The sequence below is a fragment of the Marinobacter sp. genome (assembly GCF_048266785.1).
Lineage (GTDB): Bacteria > Pseudomonadota > Gammaproteobacteria > Pseudomonadales > Oleiphilaceae > Marinobacter.
The window spans coordinates 110,511-132,349 of sequence record NZ_JBLWYX010000005.1; the positions used below are offsets into that span (position 1 = coordinate 110,511).

23 protein-coding genes are annotated in these 21,839 nt (G+C 53.4%); 16 read left to right on the forward strand and 7 right to left on the reverse strand.

Annotated features, from left to right (window positions below; translation table 11 throughout):
* Positions 1–71 precede the first annotated feature (71 nt).
* Entirely contained in the window at positions 72–404 is a 333-nt protein-coding gene (locus tag ACN0V1_RS09605; RefSeq protein ID WP_417544784.1) for a hypothetical protein, read from the reverse strand.
* Between the two features lie 203 nt (positions 405–607).
* Positions 608–1,420 carry a bifunctional DNA-formamidopyrimidine glycosylase/DNA-(apurinic or apyrimidinic site) lyase gene (gene mutM / locus ACN0V1_RS09610; protein ID WP_417544785.1) on the reverse strand — a complete coding sequence of 271 codons (813 nt, stop codon included), beginning with the start codon at positions 1,418–1,420 and terminating at the stop codon, positions 608–610.
* A gap of 161 nt (positions 1,421–1,581) precedes the next feature.
* On the opposite strand from mutM, the gene ACN0V1_RS09615 reads away from it, so the two are divergent.
* Positions 1,582–2,760: a fatty acid desaturase gene (locus tag ACN0V1_RS09615; RefSeq protein WP_417544786.1), complete on the forward strand. Its 1,179-nt coding sequence runs from the start codon at positions 1,582–1,584 to the stop codon at positions 2,758–2,760.
* On the opposite strand, the gene rsmD is transcribed toward ACN0V1_RS09615, so the two are convergent.
* Positions 2,736–3,395, reverse strand: a complete 660-nt coding sequence (rsmD, locus tag ACN0V1_RS09620; RefSeq protein WP_417544787.1) for a 16S rRNA (guanine(966)-N(2))-methyltransferase RsmD — start codon at positions 3,393–3,395, stop codon at positions 2,736–2,738. The genes ACN0V1_RS09615 and rsmD overlap by 25 nt on opposite strands.
* A gap of 159 nt (positions 3,396–3,554) precedes the next feature.
* Between rsmD and ftsY the strand changes: the two genes are divergently transcribed.
* The 8 genes from ftsY (at position 3,555) to ACN0V1_RS09660 (ending at position 11,459) form a co-directional block, all read left to right on the forward strand.
* A complete protein-coding gene (gene ftsY, locus ACN0V1_RS09625; protein ID WP_417544788.1) occupies positions 3,555–4,745 on the forward strand; it encodes a signal recognition particle-docking protein FtsY in 1,191 nt (396 codons plus the stop codon).
* Positions 4,746–4,772: 27 nt separating this feature from the next.
* Positions 4,773–5,462 (forward strand): cell division ATP-binding protein FtsE, encoded by a 690-nt coding sequence (ftsE, locus tag ACN0V1_RS09630; RefSeq protein ID WP_417544789.1) that lies wholly within the window; start codon positions 4,773–4,775, stop codon positions 5,460–5,462.
* On the forward strand, positions 5,452–6,465 hold the full coding sequence (gene ftsX / locus ACN0V1_RS09635) for a permease-like cell division protein FtsX (protein ID WP_417544790.1): 1,014 nt from the start codon (positions 5,452–5,454) through the stop codon (positions 6,463–6,465). Before ftsE ends, ftsX begins: the two co-directional genes overlap by 11 nt.
* A 197-nt stretch (positions 6,466–6,662) precedes the next feature.
* The gene (gene rpoH / locus ACN0V1_RS09640) at positions 6,663–7,523 is read left to right on the forward strand and encodes an RNA polymerase sigma factor RpoH (protein ID WP_291948403.1); all 861 of its coding nucleotides are present in this window, start codon (positions 6,663–6,665) and stop codon (positions 7,521–7,523) included.
* Between the two features lie 235 nt (positions 7,524–7,758).
* A complete protein-coding gene (locus ACN0V1_RS09645; protein WP_417544791.1) occupies positions 7,759–8,670 on the forward strand; it encodes an NAD(P)-dependent oxidoreductase in 912 nt (303 codons plus the stop codon).
* A 67-nt stretch (positions 8,671–8,737) separates the two neighbouring features.
* Complete coding sequence (locus ACN0V1_RS09650; protein ID WP_417544792.1) at positions 8,738–9,208, forward strand: hydroxypyruvate isomerase family protein; 471 nt, start codon at positions 8,738–8,740, stop codon at positions 9,206–9,208.
* Positions 9,209–9,310: 102 nt separating this feature from the next.
* Entirely contained in the window at positions 9,311–9,991 is a 681-nt protein-coding gene (locus ACN0V1_RS09655) for a response regulator transcription factor (RefSeq protein WP_113816488.1), read from the forward strand.
* On the forward strand, positions 9,978–11,459 hold the full coding sequence (locus ACN0V1_RS09660; RefSeq protein ID WP_417544793.1) for a HAMP domain-containing sensor histidine kinase: 1,482 nt from the start codon (positions 9,978–9,980) through the stop codon (positions 11,457–11,459). Before ACN0V1_RS09655 ends, ACN0V1_RS09660 begins: the two co-directional genes overlap by 14 nt.
* Positions 11,460–11,463: 4 nt before the next feature.
* Here ACN0V1_RS09660 and ACN0V1_RS09665 read toward each other — a convergent pair whose 3' ends face one another.
* The 3 genes from ACN0V1_RS09665 to ACN0V1_RS09675 all read right to left on the reverse strand — a co-directional run bounded on the left by ACN0V1_RS09665 (position 11,464) and on the right by ACN0V1_RS09675 (position 13,163).
* Complete coding sequence (locus tag ACN0V1_RS09665; protein ID WP_417544794.1) at positions 11,464–11,745, reverse strand: hypothetical protein; 282 nt, start codon at positions 11,743–11,745, stop codon at positions 11,464–11,466.
* Between the two features lie 249 nt (positions 11,746–11,994).
* On the reverse strand, positions 11,995–12,468 hold the full coding sequence (gene greB, locus ACN0V1_RS09670; RefSeq protein WP_417544795.1) for a transcription elongation factor GreB: 474 nt from the start codon (positions 12,466–12,468) through the stop codon (positions 11,995–11,997).
* Positions 12,469–12,902: 434 nt separating this feature from the next.
* Positions 12,903–13,163: an acyl-CoA-binding protein gene (locus ACN0V1_RS09675; RefSeq protein WP_339780809.1), complete on the reverse strand. Its 261-nt coding sequence runs from the start codon at positions 13,161–13,163 to the stop codon at positions 12,903–12,905.
* 863 nt (positions 13,164–14,026) lie between these two features.
* Here ACN0V1_RS09675 and ACN0V1_RS09680 point away from each other — a divergent pair.
* The 7 genes from ACN0V1_RS09680 (at position 14,027) to ACN0V1_RS09710 (ending at position 20,505) form a co-directional block, all read left to right on the forward strand.
* Positions 14,027–14,764 carry an HNH endonuclease family protein gene (locus ACN0V1_RS09680; protein WP_417544796.1) on the forward strand — a complete coding sequence of 246 codons (738 nt, stop codon included), beginning with the start codon at positions 14,027–14,029 and terminating at the stop codon, positions 14,762–14,764.
* A gap of 365 nt (positions 14,765–15,129) precedes the next feature.
* Positions 15,130–15,525: a group I intron-associated PD-(D/E)XK endonuclease gene (locus tag ACN0V1_RS09685; protein WP_417544797.1), complete on the forward strand. Its 396-nt coding sequence runs from the start codon at positions 15,130–15,132 to the stop codon at positions 15,523–15,525.
* 424 nt (positions 15,526–15,949) lie between these two features.
* The gene (locus tag ACN0V1_RS09690) at positions 15,950–16,744 is read left to right on the forward strand and encodes a hypothetical protein (RefSeq protein ID WP_417544798.1); all 795 of its coding nucleotides are present in this window, start codon (positions 15,950–15,952) and stop codon (positions 16,742–16,744) included.
* Between the two features lie 64 nt (positions 16,745–16,808).
* Positions 16,809–17,645, forward strand: coding sequence for a hypothetical protein (locus tag ACN0V1_RS09695; RefSeq protein ID WP_417544799.1), 837 nt, complete (start codon positions 16,809–16,811; stop codon positions 17,643–17,645).
* A gap of 92 nt (positions 17,646–17,737) precedes the next feature.
* Positions 17,738–18,637 (forward strand): DUF5677 domain-containing protein, encoded by a 900-nt coding sequence (locus tag ACN0V1_RS09700; protein ID WP_417544800.1) that lies wholly within the window; start codon positions 17,738–17,740, stop codon positions 18,635–18,637.
* A gap of 360 nt (positions 18,638–18,997) precedes the next feature.
* The gene (locus tag ACN0V1_RS09705; protein ID WP_417544801.1) at positions 18,998–20,131 is read left to right on the forward strand and encodes a hypothetical protein; all 1,134 of its coding nucleotides are present in this window, start codon (positions 18,998–19,000) and stop codon (positions 20,129–20,131) included.
* Positions 20,132–20,154: 23 nt separating this feature from the next.
* Complete coding sequence (locus tag ACN0V1_RS09710; RefSeq protein ID WP_417544802.1) at positions 20,155–20,505, forward strand: hypothetical protein; 351 nt, start codon at positions 20,155–20,157, stop codon at positions 20,503–20,505.
* Between the two features lie 418 nt (positions 20,506–20,923).
* On the opposite strand, the gene ACN0V1_RS09715 is transcribed toward ACN0V1_RS09710, so the two are convergent.
* Positions 20,924–21,829: a helix-turn-helix domain-containing protein gene (locus ACN0V1_RS09715; RefSeq protein WP_417544803.1), complete on the reverse strand. Its 906-nt coding sequence runs from the start codon at positions 21,827–21,829 to the stop codon at positions 20,924–20,926.
* Positions 21,830–21,839 lie beyond the last annotated feature (10 nt).

Genomic DNA, 21,839 nt, shown 5'->3' on the forward strand with positions numbered 1-21,839 from the left:
GCCGCAGATCCCGGCCTGAAGCAAGCCGGGATGATACTGATGTCATGCAAAGACGGGATTGCAGGCCCGAATCAGTTGCCGGTCTGCTCAACCGTGGCTGTTTTTCGACCTGAGTTGGTGCAGCCCAGGCAGCGTACAAAGGTTGCTTTCGCAGGGCCTACGACCAGAACTTTTCCTGCTTCTCCAGCGTTGCCGCCGAGCAGCGAGAACGGCAGGGACACCAGGTAGACAACGCTCCCCACGATAGTAGTGGCCAGGAGCACAGGACGGACAAATACGGCATCACCTGTCATGGCCAGTGCAGACGGGCTTTCGTCAATGGCGCGGGCGTGGCCTACGGATGAAAAAGCCAGCAGGCAGGCCGCCAAAGTGGCCATCAGGGTGCGTGAAATCTTGCGGGTCATTAGTCTGTCTCCTGAACTTTTTGGGTCCCGTTGATACTGGGTTGTTATGTGCCAGTATCGGATTCGTATCGGGCAGATCGAACCTTATTGTAACTATCGGGCATTAATTCTCTGTTAACTATGAATCATATTTGTGTATTTTCAAACGAATTTTAGTTGCGAATGGTGCAATTCCGGGCAGTTCAGGCAGAGCATTACTTCGGCTAACGTTGGCAGCGGGTGCAGTAAACCGTGGATCGGCCGCTCATGCGGATTTCTTTCAACGGCGCTTCGCACTCCGGGCACGGACTCCCGGTTCGCCCATACACCAGAAGAGACTGCGCAAAATAGCCCGGCTTGCCGTCGCTGTTGACGAAGTCTCTCAGGGTAGTGCCGCCCATCAGAATCGCAGCGCTCAGGGTCTCCCGGATAGCCTCTGCAAGGCGATAGTAGCGATCCAGGCTTATGCGGCCGGCCTTGCGCCGGGGATGAATGCCGGCTTTGAACAGGGCTTCATTGGCGTAGATGTTCCCTACGCCGACAACCACGTGGCTGTCCATGATGAAGGATTTTACCGGCGTATTTTTGCTTCGGGATAACCGGAACAGCATCCGGCCGCTGAATTCTGGCGACAATGGCTCTGGCCCTAGGTTGGCAATCAGGGGGTGTGTCGTTGCAGAGTCAGACCATAGCCAGCAGCCAAACCGGCGCGGATCGTTAAAGCGCAGAATAGCGCCGGAGCGTAGTACAAGATCTATGTGGTCGTGTGTCAGTGCCGGTGTGTCGTCGATGATTATGCGAAGGCTACCGGACATGCCCAGGTGAATGATGGCGGTACCATGATCCAGGTTAAGGAACAGATATTTTGCACGACGTTCCACGGTGCGGATAACCTGGCCTTCCATCTGTGCTGCAAGATCACTGGGCACAGGCCAACGCAGGTTGCCATTGCGCACCTTGATCCGGTCGATGGTTTGCCCTTCGCAGTGGGGTGCAATGCCGCGACGTGTTGTTTCAACTTCGGGTAATTCAGGCACTCAGCCGGTCTCCGGTCATTTAATTGGAAGTTTGTTGTTCAACAGGTCTCAAGCGTAACAAATTTGCCCCTAAAGCCTGTTGTTCTGGCTAACACCTGTACGCTAAAGTAGACGTGCTGGCACCTCTGCGGTCGCCATGAATTTTGATTTGAGGATTAACTATGTGGTTTAACGGTCTTCTTGACCTTTCGGTGATGCAGCTGATTTTGGTTGTACTGGGTATGACCCACATCACTATTATCAGTGTCACGCTTTATCTGCACCGTCATTCGGCTCACAACTCACTGGATTTGCACCCCGTACTGAAGCACTTCTTTCGTTTTTGGTTGTGGCTGACCACAGCACAGAATACCAAAGAGTGGACTGCGATCCACCGCAAGCATCACGCCAAATGTGAGACAGCAGAAGATCCTCACAGTCCGGTGGTGCTTGGAATAAAGAAAGTGCTGTTTGAAGGCGCAGAACTCTACGCCTCGGCGGCCACGACGGAGACGCTTGAGCGTTACGGCCAGCGCACCCCGGAAGACTGGGTTGAGCGCAACTTGTACAGCCGCTACAGAATGCTGGGCATTATGTTGATGGCGGTGATTGATCTGGCGCTCTTCGGGGTGCACGGGATCTGGATCTGGGCGGTGCAAATGGCCTGGATTCCCTTCTGGGCTGCCGGTGTTGTGAACGGTATTGGTCACTGGATGGGCTACCGTAATTTTGAGTGCGCGGACAACGCCCGCAATATTTCTCCTGTCGGGATTCTGATTGGTGGTGAAGAGCTACACAACAACCACCACACCTACCCGAACTCGTCCAAGCTTTCGCGTCGTTGGTACGAAGTGGATATGGGTTGGGGCTACATCCGCCTGTTTCAGTTGTTCGGTCTTGCCAAACCCAAAGGGTATCGCCCGATTGCCCATTATGTGCCGGGCAAGCAGGATATGGATGTAGAAACCGTGCAGGCCATTGCCAACAACCGTTTCGATATTATGCGTCAGTATCGCAAGCGTGTGACGGAGCCGGCTTTGCGTCAGCAAAAAAGCCTGATGGACGATGAGATCCGTCCTCGGTACCGTAAGCTCAAGCAACTTCTGTCACGGGAAGTAACACTGATAAAACCCCGGGAAAAAGAGACGCTGGAGTCGGTTCTGGAGAGCAACGCAGTTTTGCGCCAGATTTACGAGAAGAGTCATGAATTACAGGCGCTCTGGCGCCAGCGTGGGCTCAAGCCCCAGGAAAAGCTGCAAGCGCTAATGGAATGGTGCAAAGAAGCAGAGACCAGCGGTATCCGGTATCTGGAAGATTTTGCAGCCCATTTGCGGGCTTACTCACTGCGCCCGGCGGCTTGAATCACCCGGAATAAACAGTAAGTGACCTGGCCAGATGTTTTCTGACGATGCAGCTGCCAGTTGGCGGGTGCCGTCGGCGCCGGGAGGTCACTCTCATGTTCCACATAGACCCAGCTACCGGGTTTTACCCAGCCATGAACGTCAATCAGTGGAAGCAGGGTGGTCAGCCAGCCCTTCCTGAACGGCGGGTCCATGAAGACAATGTCGAACGGTTGCTGCGCTTGCTGGCCGAGATAGGTGTCGACACTGGTGCAAACCACCGCACCGGACTCCGAGCCGAGCAGCCGCAGGTTATCTCGTAGCGCAGTTGCCAGTGCCGCACTGCTATCAACCAGAGTGGTATGGGCGGCGCCCCTGGAAAGTGCCTCCAGACCCAGCGCGCCGGAGCCGGCAAACAGGTCCAGACAGTGGCTCCCCGCAATATGAAATGAAAGCCAGTTAAAGAGAGTCTCTCGTGTGCGTGCAGGCGTTGGGCGAACGCCACCCGCGTCAGGAAAACGGAGCTTCCGGCTACGCCAGTCACCACCGATAATGCGCAGCTCCCCTGCAGGATTCCTATTGTGGCCGGGGTCTTGGGTTGCCCCCTTGGAAGGCTTGTGTGACAGGCGAGAGCCTGTGGGTTTTTTGCGCGTCATGTCGGTAGCTCTGGAAGTGGGTCGCGGTCACTGCAGGTTGCGTATGTTAACGGAAATCCCGCCTTCCGTGATAATCCAAGCGATCCTCACTTCCTGAAGACACTCTGCTAGAATGTGCGCTTTATTCGTCCCGCCCAATCAGACTGATGGTATGACTTTATGATGGCAGAGTGGATTTCCGTCGGCCTTCTGGCCCTTCTTGTGCTCGTGTTTGTGCTGGATATCGCCAGCAACCGCCGCCGCGTGCCGCGCCCCAAACCTGTTCCTCAGCGCAAACCGGAGGCTGTAAAAGGCCCTGCGCCCGAGGCACCGGTTGAGAAGACAGCCACAGAAGCCCCCAGGCCTGTACCTGAGGAAGCCAGGGAAGTGCCGGCAGTTGCTGAGCCGGCTGTTGTACCAGAGCCAGCAAAGGTTCCTGAGCCTGCGCCTTCGGTCAGTGTTTTTGAGCGTATCAAGCAGGGCTTGGGTAAAACCCGGGCAAGCCTCACCGGCGGTTTGACGGACCTTTTCTCCACCGGCAAGAAAATTGACGAAGACCTACTGGAAGAAATCGAAACCACACTGTTGATGGCGGATGTGGGCGTCACCGCAACCTCGGAAATTATTGAGTCGCTTACCGACAAGCTCCAGCGCAATCAGCTCAAGGATGGCGAAGCGTTGCGCAAAGCCTTGCGTGATCAACTGTATGGCTTGCTCAAGGATGTCACCAAGCCGCTGACGATTGATTCAACGAAAAACCCCTATGTAATCCTCATGGTCGGGGTAAATGGCGTTGGCAAGACCACCACCATCGGCAAGCTCACCAAGAAGTTCCAGGGTGAAGGTAAGTCGGTCATGCTGGCCGCTGGTGACACCTTCCGTGCGGCTGCCGTGGAGCAATTGCAGGTATGGGGAGAGCGAAATAACGTTCCGGTTGTGGCCCAGCACACAGGCGCTGACAGCGCGTCGGTGATCTTCGATGCGATCCAGTCTGGCAAGTCCCGTGGCGTAGACGTGGTGATTGCCGATACTGCAGGCCGACTGCAAAACAAAGACAACCTGATGGGTGAGCTGGAAAAGGTCGTCCGGGTGATGAAAAAGCTGGATGACTCTGCGCCCCATGAAGTGATGCTGGTGCTGGATGCCGGCACCGGGCAAAACGCCCTGAGCCAGGCCCAGGTATTTCAGAAAGTCGTTGGGGTAAGCGGTATTACCTTAACGAAACTGGACGGCACCGCCAAAGGCGGTATCGTGTTCGCCATTGCTCGCCAACTGCAGCTTCCCATTCGTTTTATCGGCGTTGGCGAGCAGGTTGATGACCTGCGCAGTTTTGATGCCGAAACGTTTGTGGATGCCTTGTTTGCTGAATAATCCGGTTTTTTGGAGCAGTAGCCCGCCATGATCGAATTTCGTCAGGTTACCAAGCGGTATGACAGTGACCATACCGCACTGCGCCAGGTGAATTTTCACCTCGATCGCGGTGAACTGGCGTTTCTGACCGGGCACTCCGGAGCAGGCAAAAGTACCCTGTTGAAACTCCTTATGGTTATGGAGCGACCCAGCGCCGGCGAAGTGGTCGTGGGTGGTCAAATGCTCAACCGTCTGCCGAGGCGACAGATTCCCTATATTCGCCGGCACATCGGTGTGGTGTTCCAGAACCATCAGTTGCTTTTTGACCGTACCGTGTTCGATAACGTTGCCATGCCGCTGGAGGTGATGGGTGCCTCTCCCCGCGACATGGGCCGGCGGGTCCGGGCGGCGCTGGACAAGGTCGGCCTGCTCAGCAAGGAAAAAATGAACCCTCTGCAGCTCTCCGGTGGTGAGCAGCAGCGCGTGGGTATCGCCCGCGCGGTGGTGAACAAACCACCCTTGCTGCTGGCGGATGAGCCTACGGGTAACCTCGACCCGAAGCTGTCCGCCGATATCATGAACCTGTTTGCCCAGTTCAGTCAGGTAGGTGTGACCGTGTTGATTGCCAGCCACGACCTTGCGTTGATCAGCGAAATGGGTCGGCGCACGCTGACCCTGGATCATGGCAACCTGATTGCAGGCGGTACGCCGTTGCAGGGAGGCTCAAGTGGCCGCTGATTCCTCATCCAGATCCCGCAAGCCTGACCCTGCTCGGGGTGCCAAAGTATCCCGCTCGCCGTGGCGAGAGCAGGCAGAGTCTTATTTCATGCATCACCGGAAAGTGGCCCGCGACAGCGCGGGTCGTCTTTGGCGAACGCCGGTGGCAAGCCTGATGACCTGGGCCGTTATGGGTGTTGCGCTGGCTTTGCCGGTCGCGCTCCTGTTGTTGTTGACCAGCCTCCAGGGCGTGAGTGCCGGATGGGAGAGCAGTGCTCGTGTGACCGCGTATATGGATCTCGATGCCAGTCTTGAACAGACCCGAAAGCTGGCCAGCGAAATCGCGTCAGACGGCCGCGTGGCAGAGTTGGAACTGGTAGACCGGGATCGGGCGCTGGCAGAGTTCCGGGCATCGTCGGGTCTTGATGACGCGCTGGATTATCTGGAAGAAAACCCCTTGCCCCATACGCTGCTGATCACGCCTGAGGAGAATGCCCGATCTGCGAGCGGTGTTGCCGCGTTGGTAACCTTCATTGAAAGTATGGATCGTGTAGAGCGGGTTCAGGTGGATCTCGGCTGGCTGCAGCGCCTCAACGCCATGACAGACCTGCTTGCACGGGCCGTGTGGGCATTGGCAATATTGCTGGCCGTGGCCGTGGTGCTGGTAATCGGCAATACCGTAAGACTGTCGATTGAAAGTCGTCGTGATGAGATTCTGGTGGCCAAGCTGGTTGGTGGGACCGATGGCTTTGTGCGTCGGCCGTTTTTGTACACCGGCGCCTGGTTTGGGCTGGGCGGTGGCGTTGTTGCCTGGATATTGCTGCAACTTTCGCTGTGGTGGCTGAGCGGGCCTGTTGAGCGTCTTGCCGGGCTGTATCGCAGTGATTTTTCACTCAGCGGCCTGAGTATTGACGGTGCGCTCGCATTGATTATTGCGGCGATGCTGCTAGGCTGGCTCGGCGCCTGGGTTGCGGTAAAGCGCCATCTGAGTGATATTGAGCCGGGCGAAATTGCCGGTGGCTAGTGGTCCGGATTGCGGTAAGACCGTATTGTCACCGGGGTGCATTGCGAGTTAGCTTTGTTGGCAGAAAAAGTCAGGGAGAATTATCCATTTTGTTGATTTAAAACGTAATATTGGATAATTCTGGAACTTTTAAGGTTCGTGGCGGTCTAAGTTTTATTCGTATATATTATGCGATCGTCAGGTTCGGAGGATAAAGCATGGGTACGAGCTTACAGCTCATTGAAAGACTGGTTCCGGGCGCCAATCTCGAGGCTTACATCCAGGCCGCGAGCCGCATCCCGGTACTTACCGTGGATGAAGAGCGGGAACTGGCTGAGCGTCTTCACTACGATGAAGACGTAGACGCGGCCCGTCAGATGGTACTGTCGCACCTGCGTTTTGTTATTCACATTGCTCGCAGCTATTCCGGCTATGGTTTGGCGCAGGCAGACCTGATCCAGGAAGGCAACGTGGGCCTGATGAAGGCCGTCAAGCGCTTCAACCCGGAGTACGGTGTCCGGCTGGTTTCCTTTGCAGTGCACTGGATCAAGGCAGAAATTCACGAGTTTATTTTGCGCAACTGGCGCATTGTTAAAGTGGCGACCACCAAGTCCCAGCGCAAACTGTTTTTCAATCTTCGCAGCCAGAAGAAAAAGTTGGCTTGGTTGAGCCACGATGAGTTACACGCTGTAGCTGAGGACCTGGGAGTCGAGCCAAGAGTTGTGCGGGAAATGGAAGGCCGTTTGTCTTCCCATGACACCGCATTTGATGGCCCCATGGATGATGACGACGACAGCGCTTACAAAGCACCGGCGTATTATCTGGAAGACCGTCGCAGTGATCCAGCTGTCCAGCTCGAAAATTCAGACTGGACTGAGGACTCCAACGGGCGCTTGATGGAAGCGCTGGAAATGCTTGATGAGCGCAGTCAGGATATCCTGCGTGAGCGCTGGCTATCCGAGAGCAAGGCAACGCTTCATCAGTTGGCCGACAAGTATGGCATCTCTGCTGAGCGTATTCGCCAGCTTGAGAAGAATGCGATGAAGAAGATCCGGTTGCAGATGGTTGAAGCTGCCTGATCTGGTAGTTCACGCTTAAGTGTTTTTTAAACGCCACCACCGTTCAGGTTGGTGGCGTTTTTGTTTGTATAGTGTGTAATGGCACCCAAGTCTACGAGGCGATTGGGCAGGCCTTTCCAAAACCGTGCGGAGCCATGGATGGCGGAGCCGAGCGTACAGGGATGTATTTACAGCGTGTTTTGGAAAGGCCTGCCCAATTGTCTCCTCCTCCGATGCTGGATAGAGGCTCACTCCCATGACAAAAAAACTCCCCCATATCGCTTTGCTCGGCATCGGCCTGATGGGCGGCCCCATCGCCCGCAATCTGCTGGATGCCGGGTTTCCTATGACTCTTTGGAACCGCACGGCCAGCAAGTGCGAGCCGTTTGCCAGTGAAGCAACGGTTGCTGACACCCCTGCAAACGCCGTGCGAACCGCGGATGTTGTGATCACCATGCTGGAAAACAGCGCTGTAGTGGAGCAAGTGATGATTGCAAGCGGTGCTATGGCAGCTATGAAACCGGGCGCTCTGGTGATTGATATGAGCTCTATTCAGCCGTCGGTAGCTCGTCGTCACGCTGCTCTTGCGGCGGAAAAAGGCGTAGGTTATGTGGATGCGCCAGTTTCCGGTGGCACTCTGGGTGCGCAGGAAGCACGATTGAGCATCATGGCTGGCGGCTCGGAGGAAGATGTTCTCCGTGCGCGGCCAATATTCGAGGTGCTGGGCAAATGCACGAGGATCGGGCCTGTTGGTGCCGGCCAGCTTGCCAAGCTGGCTAATCAGGCGATTGTGGGGATTACCATTGGGGCAGTGTCTGAAGCCTTGTTGTTGGCCGCCAAAGGCGGGGCTGATCCGGCGGCAGTGCGCGAGGCGCTGATGGGCGGTTTTGCGGGTAGCCGGATTCTGGAACTGCACGGTCAGCGAATGATTGACCGGGATTTTGCCCCCGGTGCGCCCGCCCGTATCCAACTAAAGGATCTGCGTATGATTCTGGATGAGGCCCGGGCAGAGGGGTTGACGCTGCCACTGTCACAGCAGGTGCATAATGAATACCTGTCTCTGGTGGCCAATGGCCACAGTGATGCTGATCACAGCGGTCTGCTACTGGAGTTGGAGCATATTAACGGAACCCGCCTTGCTGCCAATGGCCCGGGCCCCAAGGAGTAATTGGCCATGCCGCGTTTTGCTGCCAATTTGTCAATGCTGCATACCGAAATGCCGTTTACTGAGCGTTTTGCCAAAGCGGCTGAAGTCGGTGGAGCTGGATGAGGACACGGCCTGGCAGACGCTGGTGGCCAATATTGGGTGGGCGGCTGAAAAGCTGGCGGATGAGGGCATTACGTTGTGCCTGGAAGCCATTAATGCGCGGGTCGATATGCCCAGATTTTTTCTTGACACATCCGGAAAGGTCATCGCTCTGATCGAGGAAATTGAAGCCGATAACCTGCGCTTGCAGTACGACATTTACCACATGCAGATAATGCATGGGGACCTCGTGCGCTCTATGGAGTGCCTGTTGCCGTGGATTGGTTACATTCAGTTTACGGATAACCCGGGTCGGCATGAGCCGGGAACAGGGGAGATTAACTTTTCGAATGTTTTCTCAGCGATAGATAAAATGGATTATGACGGCTGGGTAAGCGCGGAATACCTGCCCTCGGGTGCTACTGCAGAAAGCCTGTATTGGCTGCCTGCACAAAACTGACCGTCGCCATTGGCGACACCCTCTTACAAGATCGTAACTGGTCGGTGTCCCGAGTTATTCGTACTCTGTTGCTAATGTAATCCGCTATCAGGAGGGGATCCGGTGAAAGCGCTGGTAATCGAAGACGATCAGGACGTAGCAAACTATCTTGTTAAAGGGCTGAAGGAATCAGACTTCGTAGTAGATCACGCTGCTGACGGCAAAGACGGCATGATGATGGCCGCCAGTGAAGAATACGACATCATGATTGTCGACCGCATGCTCCCAGGCATGGATGGTCTCTCCATCATCAAGACGGTTCGTGCCACGGGAAACCAGGTACCGGTACTGATCCTGAGCGCCTTGGGTGATGTCGACGATCGCGTTGAAGGCCTGCGGGGCGGCGGTGACGATTATCTGACCAAGCCTTTCTCTTTCACCGAGCTTCTTGCGCGGATTGAGTCGCTGGTGCGCCGGAACCGCCAGTCTGCAGAAACCGAAACCGTGCTGCGGGTGGCCGATCTGGAAATGGATCTGCTTGCCCGGACGGTAAAGCGCTCGGGCCAGAATATTGATGTTCAGCCTCGAGAGTTCCGGCTGCTGGAATATCTGATGCGCAATGCCGGCCAAGTGGTCACCCGGACCATGCTGCTGGAGAAAGTCTGGGACTATCATTTTGATCCCCAGACCAACGTGATCGACGTGCACATCAGCCGTCTTCGGGCAAAGATCGATAAGGAATTCGAGACGCCCTTACTGCAAACCATCCGTGGTGCAGGGTACATGCTACGTGAAACTGCTTAGCCAGCTCAGGACATCGTCCTTCCAGCTTGCCCTGCTGTATATGGTGGTGTTTGCCACCTCGGTATTTCTGTTGCTGGCCTTTATCTACTGGCGTACAGCGGGCTTTATGACCGCCCAGACCGACGAGACAATTGAGGCGGAAATCGCCGGGTTGGCGGAGCAATACCGGGGGCGGGGTGTCAATGGCCTGATCACAATCATCCGTGAGCGGGTCGCCCGCGATCCTAATGCAAAAACCATCTATCTGCTGACGACCGAAGATTTCCTGAAACTCGCCGGCAACATAGAGACCTGGCCGGAAGGTTCTCGCTCTGAAAGCGGCTGGATCAATTTTACGCTTAGCTCGGCTGTTGGGTGGACCGGATCGGAACGCTTGGCCCGTGCCCGTATTTTTGAGGTTCAGGGCGGCCTCAGATTGTTGGTTGGCCGGGATGTTGACGAGCTCACCAACCTTAAAAGGGTTATTGAAACGGCTATTAACTGGGGCATGGGGATCACCCTTGCATTGGCGTTGCTTGGCGGCTTTCTGATGAGCCGGAGCACAACACGCCGGATCGAAATCATCAACAACACCTCCCGGCGAATCATGAACGGACACCTCTCCCTTCGCATTCCGACTCGCGGGACAGAGGATGATTTTGACCAGCTCGCGGAAAACCTGAACCAGATGCTGGACCGGATTGTTTACCTGATGGAAGGTATCCGACACGTGTCAGACAGCATCGCCCATGACCTTCGTACACCTCTCACGCGACTGCGCAACCAGCTAGAAAACACCCTGATGTCCGTCGATAACGACGAGGCTCGAGAGCAGGCTGGCCGTGCCGTTGCAGAGGCAGACCAGTTGTTGGCAACCTTTAATGCACTGCTACGTATCGCGCGCCTGGAAACCAAAGGCAACTCTTCTGATATGAAACAGGTTGCGCTGGATGAGCTGGTGTCTGATGCCTGTGAGCTTTATGAGGCGTTGTCTGAAGATAAAGATCAGACGTTTGAGCAGTCTCTGGAAGCGGGAGTCATCATTGAAGGCGACCGGGACTTGCTGTTCCAGATGATCAGCAACCTGATTGATAATGCGATCAAATACACGCCCGAGAACGGCACGATTGGTGTGGCGGTGCGGAAAGAGGGTGAGGATGCCGTTTTTGAAGTCAGGGACAGCGGTATTGGCATTCCTGACGATGAGAAGGATCAGGTCTTCCAACGTTTCTACCGCGTTGGCAAGAGCCGCTCATTGCCGGGTAACGGCTTGGGCCTCAGCCTGGTGAGTGCCGTTGCCGAGATTCACCAGAGCCGGATTGTGCTTAGCGATACCTATCCCGACGAGGTGCCGCCGGGCCTGACGGTAGCCGTGCGTATGCCAGCGTTTACCGGAATACGCAAGCGTATCAGAGCGACTCAAGCGGAGCAGGCTGCTGGTTCGGCCGGCAATGACATTTCTGCCTCAGCCCACACCGGTCGAGCCTGAGGTTTTAGTGGCTCGGGCGGAACCGGTTGACCTGTGCCATTACCGGCGCGATCAGAGCATCTGTGCGGGTTTCAATCTGCTGAGTCATGCGCTCAAACTGTGAACGACGAAGGTTGAGGCGGACCTGAATACTGTCCCACTCACCTTCGAGATGCTTCTGCTCTGACATCAGGAAAGCCGCAATATTGTGGCGGTTAACCTTTCCGGTAATACCCATCTGGTCGAGGCGAAAGCCCAGAGCGTCGACGCCTTCAAGGGCCATATTCAAGATCTTCTGTGTGTTCATGCTGCTATCTCCGTAGCTGGAAGCGGATATAAGATTTGATACCTGAAAGCTATCGGCGTTCCCTAGAGTGTGCAACCTAATTTCCAGCCAGAGCTGCCCAGCCTACCCTGACTAAAAGGTAATTCATCGGCAAGGGCGCGGTAATACCGGGTGTGGAGAATAAGCATTGTAGACAGAGGCAAGCACCAATAGCCGCTTGTCTCTTCCTCCAGCACAGCGCTAGCCTTACCCCGTTTTTACGGGGTTTTTTTATGCCTGGTATTCAATGGCATTGATATACCAAGTGGTTGTCCGCGCTTCGGTTTTCACCTCGGCTTCGTCGCCCACTTCCTTTTTCAGCAGGGCGCGGGCCATCGGGGAATCGATGGAAATATAATCGTTGCGGTTGAAAATCTCGTCATAGCCTACGATTCTGAACTTCAGGATTTTGCCGTCATCGTTTTCGATTTCTACCCAGGCACCGAAAAAGACCTTCCCCTCTTGCTCCGGGCGCTGATCAACCACCTTAAGGTTTTCCAGGCAGCGTCTCAGATACCGCACCCGGCGGTCGATTTCCCGGAGCCGCTTCTTGTTGTACTGGTAGTCTGCGTTCTCACTGCGATCACCCAGGCTGGCAGCCCAGGTAACCTTCTTTGTGATCTCCGGGCGCTCGAATCGCCAGAGCTCGTCGAGCTCTTTTTGCAGGTCGTCGTAGCCCTGTCGGGTGATAAGCGGTGTCTTCAAGGCTGCTCCTGTGTTGCATGGCATGCGAATTTCAGGATTCGATTGTTCGCACTAGTGAAAGTTGTCACAAAACGGTCAGTCAACTGTGAAATACGACTGGCTTGGGGATAAACTGATCAAAAATTGACAGCTTTCGGAGAAGGCGTGTCGCAGATCAGGATGGACTCCATGAATGTCTTGCATCGTATTGCCAGATCATCTGAATTGATACGCCTCCGGATTATCCCAGCGGCTTTCCTGTTCATGGTAGCAGGGTCAGCCAGTGCGCAGGCCAGCCCTGGCGACAGTCTGGTGTTTGAGGTGGAGCAACGCTCAACGCTGGAAACCATTCCGTTCCGCTCCATTGCTGAAGACGCTCTGTCAGATACGGTGATTGAAGGCGGCTTGTCGGCCCCGGCGGGGTTGTTGCCGGGAGCGGAATGCAGGGCGGTTTATTACTTGAGGGCCTCAAGCTTGTCGATGTACTTCTGCATGGCGTCGTCTTTGGACATGCCTTTACACTTTTCCCAGGCGTCGTACTTGGCGCGGCCCACAAAATCCATCATCCCCGGGCGCTTGCCTGATACATCGCCTTCGGAGCCCTGCTTGTACAGGGCGTAGAATTCCAGCTTCATCTCGTTGGATGGCTTGAAATCACCGTCCGCAGTCTTGATGTCGTTCACTGCCGCGTCGAACCTGGTTTTCAGGTCGCTCATATCAATTTCCTCCTTGGTTTTTGTGATCTTGCAGTGATATTCCGCAATCGTTTGCAAGAGTATAGCCACGGCACTGCCTGCAGTCATTGACCGATTCTCCGGTTGTTTTTGCCAATAAGGCACAGCGGCGGCGGGTTTGGAAAAAGTTTGCACATGATCAAAGTTTGGTGATTTTTTCATGCAGAATCTCCCTGCGTGTAGCTTGCGGAAAATTCGACTTTTGAGCACCTCGGTTTTTCGGGGGGATTACCTGTTTCAAAATTAAGAGACATCAAACTGGTTAGCTCTAGGCTGTGGCAAGCACTAAGGTAGATACGTTGGGAGGCCAAGAAGGGCAAGCGCAGGCGGGGTTTTGCTGCGCATAATCTGGGTTTGTCGTGCAGAAAACGAAGCCAAGACTCTCCCTGGCAGTCACACCACTCGGCAGGTGTCGCGCTTTCCTGGCATCCATGCCGGAGGTGAGCCGACACTGTGCTAGCAAATCGACTCTTCTATAGGCTACATGCTGCGTGCCAACATTTCTGTAAGCAAAATCTCACACGAACGTAAGCTTTTGCACACACTGTAACTCCGGAGTTGTAAACTTTATTCTTCGAATTCATCGACGCAACGAGCACTCGCTAAGACAGCCACGGACTCCAATAGTTGTGATCACTGTAGGCCGTCAAATAAAATTCCCGACCGCCTGGCTCCCCCGCAATGATGTATAAGCGGCGAGCATTATTGGCTTTTCTGGGGCGGCATTGAAACTATTAATGGCTGTAGTAGCGCCCTTGGCGTTTTCTGCTTGGTTACTTGGTTAACCCATAGCATTCACCTCTAGGGCGGCTTTAGACACCGTCTGCCGCGGACAAGATTGACCAATGAAACGCAGTATCAGAATAGTAATCTTTTTGGTTGTGAGCGCTTTCGGACTGCACAGCCAAACGGCGATTGCCGACGTAGTGAAAATGTCCAGTAGTGGCTTATGCCATCCCCCACAGAGCAACTGGTATGAAAGAACACAAAACTATCGGGCTTTTAAATCGCTGGATGACTGCTTAGATGCCGGAGGCAAGTTGGCTAAAGGCGTAACGGGAAAAACTACACTGATCCCGTCTCAACAAACTCTGGCAATGGCACAAAACTACGACCGCTCTGCTTTCGGGCATGGTTGGGATGATGCCGACGGGGATTGCCAGGACAGTCGGGCTGAAGCCCTTATTGCGACCTCTACCACACCGGTTCGGTTTGCGACGGGCAAGCGCTGTCGTGTTGTTACCGGCCGTTGGATCAGCCCCTTCACAAACCAGGTTGTCCAGAACGCATCCGACATCGATATCGACCATGTGGTGCCGTTAGCTTGGTCTTGGGATCGTGGGGCAGGGCAGTGGTCACGTGAAAAGCGTGAACGATTTGCGAATGACCCAGTGAATCTTTGGCCAGTCGAGGCAAGTTTGAATCGAAGCAAAGGAGCGAAAGGGCCTAACGAATGGTTACCGCCTGCTGGGCAGTGCGGTTATGTGGCTCGCTTTTACCGGATAGTGAAGATCTACAAACTCGAGCCGCGAATGGGCGAAAACGAGTGGATAAGAGCGTTTCTGAATGACTGCCGAAGCTGACTACCTATTAGATTGGAGTGGTTACCTTGACTTGGCGACAGTCAATTTTTTGGATGGACACCCAAGGTCAGTTATAGCAATGTAATGATGGCCTTGACCACCAACATTCTGCTCGAAACATGGATTGACGCTACCCCCTATCGCTGATAAATTTCGAACTCAACTTGATCACGGCCTGATAGGGTCTGATAGCGGCATTTACGAAAGAGATCCCATCCGGGGTTTTTCGAGGCTGGCAGCCTTTGTCGCTAGATGTCAGTGATAGCTGCATGGTGATTGTAAATTGGGGATCAATCTTCAGGGTGATCCGGTTCGTATTCGGGGAGCCATAGCCCGACATACGGCATCAATTTATAGGTGCCACCATGCCCATTAAAAACGCACAGCGTACTGCCCCCGCATTCCAACACTACAAGCAAATTTCTTACGAAAACCTAGCCGCTAGCTGGTTTACGGCTGATGGCTGGGAAGTGTTTATGCCAGTTACAGACCATGACCGGAAAACCGATCTTGTTGTGGCAGACGACAACCACTACTACCGCATACAAGTGAAGTCACTGGAAAGTGGCGATGATAGCGTGTTCGTTGAGAATAAGTGGCGAGAGGCCAATATCGACTATGTTATCTACTTCTCGCGCACCTCCGAATGGGGCTATATCACTCCCGCCTTTTCAGAAGCTAGGCGCAGACTCAACTCTGCGGGCCATGTGCGCTTCCATCAACATCAGAAGCCCTTTTCAAAGGCGTTCAATAAAGCATGAGCTTTACCTGTTTGTTGCGAACAGTAAGGCTTTGTTGGTATGGCTGAACAAGCGATTGACCTGACGGTGGCCCCATTCTAGGGCCACCCAGAGTCGCGGAAGAATAACTTAAAATACTGTCCAGGATTAGTTGACCACTACAATTACATCCGCCTTATAAACAAAAGCGGACATTCGAGTCAGAGCTATCCTCAAGAGCTTCCAACCTAATCACAGCCATTTCATCCAGTATGATTGGTGGAGCAAACCCCAGACGTTGAATGATCACATGGCAGATATCGCCATGCTCGGCTAACCTATTGTTTTATCGATTCATGTACAGCGCGAGTGATGATTCAAAATCAGTAATAATGACGCAGATAATTTTCTGCAATGATCAAGCGCGCTGCCTAATTGCTTGTAGGTGGGAAGGATACGCCGCACCGTGATAGATCTCTGGAATCCAAACACTTTTGGCTTTGAACTTCAGCGTGTGCTCACAGCGGAATCACAGCTAGTTTTCGACTATCACTCTGAAGCACGCAGATTGATGGACGAGCATCTGAATAGCTCGCCTTATCAAAGCCTAAAGCCGAATCGGTTTTCTTCAGCATACTTATCGTTTCAGGAGCATGAGCTGACACCGATACTGGCCCAGACTCGTGTACGAGTATGGCACTACGCCAGATTGTTGGAACAAGAGGTGGATGCGATGCAACGAAGGCTCGTGCCTTCATCATTGGAGTTTTTGAAAAAACGACTTCATGATCTTGTTGCTATGGAGCTGGTGACGCAAGAGGAAGCCGATAAGGTATTTAATGAGAGCCCCTTTCATTCACAAAGGGACTCTAGGTCGGGGAGGTTGTGGACTGTCATCGTTCCACGGCATTGCAGCGATGGAGCCGTTTCGGCTCTTCTTGGAAGCTGGGGAGGCGAGTCTGCGTATTTTTGGCTTTCAGATAAGTCTTTGGCTACAAAACTGAGAAGCCTTGGATTGCCACGAATTCTTGAGATTGAGGCCGCACTTCCAGACGGTCTCAACGCATGCAGAGTTTCAAATACAGTTATGGAAGCGTGGGCGAAGAAGCTGGGAGTTTGCGTAGTTCCGACTGGTTGCGATCTTGCCATTTCAAATTGCCTCGGCACCGCTAAACTAATCCGGGTACATACTGAGGGCCAAAGCACGTTTGAGGCGGTAGCCAAGACATACCCTGAAGGCGTGAGCGAGAAAATCACCTAACGATTGGCTGCACGGCGACCGATTTTCCGCCGCTTCGCAGCTCCAAACCGGCGGGATTATACGGATGGATCTGAGCAATAAAGAACGAGAATCCATAGGGCTGTGCATTTGCCTAGAGGCGGTTAACGAAATTGTTAATCATGCCGTAATAGATGTCAGGAAAAGCTCAAGAATTCCTGGTGAAGCCCTGATATATTTCAAGGACTTGGTTCATCGCTCTCTGTTTATTATTCGAATTCTTGATTTCGCAAAAGAGGCCGGAGATAGCAGGTTAACGGGCGTTTCCGGTTCCTGCGTTGATATTCTTGAAAAGGTCTGTAAGGACAGTGAACTTGGCATGGACGACAGCGTTCGAGAACTCAAAAGCGCCGTTAATAACCTTAAGGATTGGTTAGATCAAAAGTCGCCTATAAAGCTTTGGTTGCCCACTTTGAATCTGGATGCGGAGATAGAAGTATCAAGAATCGAGTTTCTCAAAATATCCGGAAACAGTTCAAAGCATAATATTTCGAGATTAACGGGTGTTTCGAAAGGCATCCACACAATCCTTTCGGAGCATGGCTACGATGTTCCTATTGAGTTAATCCCGCTCGCCTTAGAAGATTTTCAGGAGCATCTTGAGCAAAATTACTTCACCTACTATGCATCTTGGATGGCTGAGTTGTTGAATGAGATTCGCTGGGGAATTCAAAGATACTTGGAGCCCTTGTATGCAGCGTCATACAAGCACCAGGAGGATGGATTCTCGTACAGATTTGAGTTCCCAGAGGGTTTCAATCACGAGATTCCCAAACAATGGTTTTGGCGCTTGATGAATCACACTAGGTCGGGGCCATATATCGATCGCTTCCGAACCCCCGCTAGTCTAAGGGAGCAAAGCTCTCTTGAGTGGGGAATTTGAGCGTAATGTCTAATCAATGCGTCAACGGGACCGGTTGTTCCGCTGCGCCCTACAAAACGGCCCGTTACGCCAGCGTTAGATTTTGAGGTGATATGACTGAGCAAGCCCAACTGCCTGAACCACCTAGGTTTTCTGAGACCCAAATGAAGAAGTGCCGTGAAACCGGTGACTACATGCCGGTGCTTTTCGAGTGGTATAAATTTGTAGGCCAAGTCTGTGTATATTTTGCGCAGATCGACCGAGAATCCCCGGCTGTAAAGGAAATATCATCTGTTCAATATGCTGTTCTCGTTGGCTTGTTGAATCGTTGCGCAAGACTAATGCTGGCAAACGTAGCGCTATCTCACAATGGTCGTTTTGGGGAGGCAACCGCGCTTTTAGATCGCTGTATTTTTGAGTCAGGCCTGAAGGTGGAGTGGCTGTGTCATAAAGGAAGCGATGATAGTTTTCAGCGATATTTGGCTGATGGGTTAAAGACCGAAGTAGAACTTGAATCCGAAATAAATGGGAATGTTAATAGCCGTGAAGGTAGCGAAGAACTTAATATTGAAAGGCGTATGCTTGCTTCAATCAAGCGTCATGTCGATTTGTCTGGGCTAACTGAGAGCGAAATTGTAGGAAAAAAGAAGCTGCCAGATGTCGCGTCCATGATCAAAGACTTAGGCCATGGAAGATTGATGTATGTCGTAGCCCAGCGGCTTGGTTCACACCATGTTCACGGAACATGGCCAAGTCTGTTGTTGCATTACCTTGAGGTTGATGACGATGGCGGTTTTCATCTGAGGGACCACAATTGCGCTTCGCATCCCAATCAATTCGTAATGACTCCCCTGCAAGTTCTGCAAGCGGTTCGAGCATTTATTGGATATGTCATCGAGCAAGGCGAGGAGTCTAAATCCATCATTGATTTACTCGACTCTATTCAGGAAGAAATCCTACGAATTAACTCTCAAATGGTCGGTAGTGACTTTGAAAGTTCAACAGAAATCTAATCAAGCGCTCAAGTACGTTCTGGACTTCCCCCGATTTGCATGACACTCACGACCCTCAAAGCGAGCCCTTCGACCTTTGATCTGAATGTCCGCTTTGCGACCCTCACGCCGGGCCGGCGGCTCAAAGCAATGGCTTCGTCTTTGAATTCTGGGGTTTAGCGTTGGCTGCTCATGGCACTTTCTCCTATGCTGTAATCATAGGCCAGGTGTGTCCACTACACCGGGGGAAGTCCAATCATAGGCCAGGAGTGTCTACCGCACTGCGGTAGTCCACCGATTGAGGCTCTGGTGTCATGCGTATCGAGGGAAGCCCAGACGAGCTTCAAATCACCTTCATGACAACAGACGTTGGAAAGTACGATGGAACCACTCCGTAAATGGGCGATCAGGCTTGAACTTTATTTCCGGCTGCGTCCTGTCGTCCTGTTCCAACTTTGCACGCTAGTCTGGCTGCTTGATTTCGGGGGCCCTGGGTTTGCCGCTTTGATGGGCGCAATTACCAGTGCCAACCTTCTAGTAAGCGGGCTCTCTCGACGGTTCGATATCGCGGCTCTTCGTGACGTTTTGGCGTACATGGATCAATTCCCAGACTGTCGATTCGAGTCGGTTGATTTGAAGCAGTTGGTAGGAGAGGATTTGTTAAGGAGTATTGGGGGGCGTTCTTTTTCCATAGGACCTAACCGTCCACGGGAGGAGAAGTGGGTTCAAGGGCAGAAAGTCAGCGAGGTGGCCTTGGAGAACACCCACGTCTTCGTCATAAAGCCTGAGCTGGAAAAGTCAATGCCAAACTCCCCAACGGCATTCCCATTGCGCCTTGGGGGATACATATTCCTTCTCGATGCGCCTTCATCTCTTCGCGGCCCTGGTAAATTTATCTTCCTGCATGAACTTGGCCACATTTCAATGGCTGGAAACTATTATGCGCTTCGAGCGCAAACTGGTTACTTACCCTTCCTCCTAGTTACGTTTTACGCGAGCTGCCAACTTGCGCCGACCACCCAGGCGGCCCCCGTACTGGGAATGTATACGGTACTGGCGTACATCTTCTTGAAGACGGCGAGCGAGGTGCTCTCAAAGATGGCCGATGGGCATCATGAAAGTCAGGCTGATTTTTTTGCTTTTCTAAATTTGGACGAATCAGATCGCAAAAGTGCTGCCTCGTTCCTGCGACAATTCCCAATTTCCGACATGAAGCTTGAGCCAGGCTTCGATGAGGTGCGCCGCATTTATCTTGCTAATAACTGCCGCTTGATCGAGTCTGGGAAAGACTGGCTGGAATACCATAAAATATCAGGCGATACGCCTTTTTATGTTTGGATCGCGCTAGGCGCCACTGCTTTACTCGCCTTTTTCATGCGACCACAAGACTTTGATTCAGTCTTCACCGAGATGCTGGTCTTCCTCGGAACTATGGTCTTTTTTTATGCAACCGTTTGGAGAGAAAAACGACTACGACAGCAGGTCAAAGTACGCCTCGAAAACAGGCTCTTGTAAAAACGTTGAAAGAGGAAATTAAAATGAGCCAAGAAACTAAAGAGATTCTTTATCAGATTTTTCCCAACGAATGTGACGCAGTCGGTTCGGCGCTGACGGACAGGCTTATCCAGAGCCAGCCCACCACGACGCCTGCGGAAGGTCGGCGAATGGATCTTTCTGGCGTTATGGAATTACTGGCGGCAGCCGTCACATTCATCAACGGAGTTATCGAATTGAGGGATAGGTTGAAAGCGAAGAAAGGTCCAAATGTTAGCAAGGACGAATTATTGGCGACCGCAAATGAGACTATGCAACCGGCAGATGGTCTTACGCAGGCTAAACAGAAGCAAATCATCGACGCAGTTGTACAAGAAAACGATCGACCGAATTAGAGTTGCCGCTCAGGAGAGGAAGTTGTTCAGGGTTCTACCCCGTTTCCACGGACGTTTTTAAAACGGTGGTAGGCTGTGCAGGCCAAGAGCCATGGGTGAGAAATGAGAGATCACATAACCAGTTGTTGTTCGTTCCGGGCCTCCGGCCCTACACCGGACGCCCATTACGCTGCGCTCCACGGGCGCCGCGAAACGTCGGCATAATCGCACCATCTGAATGTTCGCTTTGCGACCGTCAGCGGAGGGCTCTAATAGAGGTGCAACTAAAACAGGGATGCTTACAAAAGGGATCTTGGCGTTACTGGTAGCCATTTGCGAAGTTCGCCGAGGTACTATGAGAAATCCGGGCTAAGGGACGGTTCTGTGGTCAGGCCTGGTGCGGCCAGCAAGACTGGTCGTGGATAATCGGTCCATCCAGTTATCCGACAAAGCCGCGATAGGCGGACGGCGTTACCCCAAACCGGGCCTTGAACGTCCGGCTGAACTGGCTGGAATCATTGAAGCCGCAGGCCAGGGCGATGGCGGTGATTTTATGTCCGGGCTGGCGTAGCAGGTCACGGGCCCGGGTCAGCCGCTGTTCCTGGACGTATTGATAGGGCGCACAGCCGAAGGTGGCACGGAACAGGCGAGCGAAGTGATAGGGGCTGAGGTTTACCCAGCCTGCCATCTCCGCGAGGGTGAGCGGCTGGTCCAGCTGCTGATGGATGCGGGCCTGTAACAACCTGCGATAACGCATGGAGAGCTGGCCGGTGACAGCGGGTGGTGTCTTTTGCACCGTGGAGTGGCGGCTGAGCACCTGCAACAACAGCCACTGCGCCAGATGGTCCATTGCCATGGCTTGGCCAGGGGCCTGCCAATCGCTCAGCGCCAGCAACTTCCCAGCCTGGGCCAGTACCGGGTCTTCAGCATGGTAGAGCTCGGCAAGCTCGACGTTGTGTGGTTCGCAATCCCAGGTTTGCTCAGCGCATTGGGTTATGTCGAGGTCATTGAAGTAGAAATGGAAGAATTCGAACTGACCGCCGATCTTCCAGGTGGAGTGGCTGCCTGCCGGAAAAAGACAAACGGCACCGGGGAACCCCTGGCTCACGGCCTGCCCATTGACCATCCGTCTGGCTTTGGCACCCTCGTTGATGTAGATGCTCAGGGCGTGATGGTTTGGCCGCTCATAACGCACTTCTCCTTTGCGGTTCTGCCACTGTGCGAGCGCCCGCCCCTTATCCAGTTCCATCAGTTTCTGTGGCGCCACGCCGGCGGCTTTCAGCGTGTCCACGATATCGCGGCGCTTCGTCGGTGAAGTGTTTGTGGGTATCGGGTCGGTATCCATAGCGGGCCTC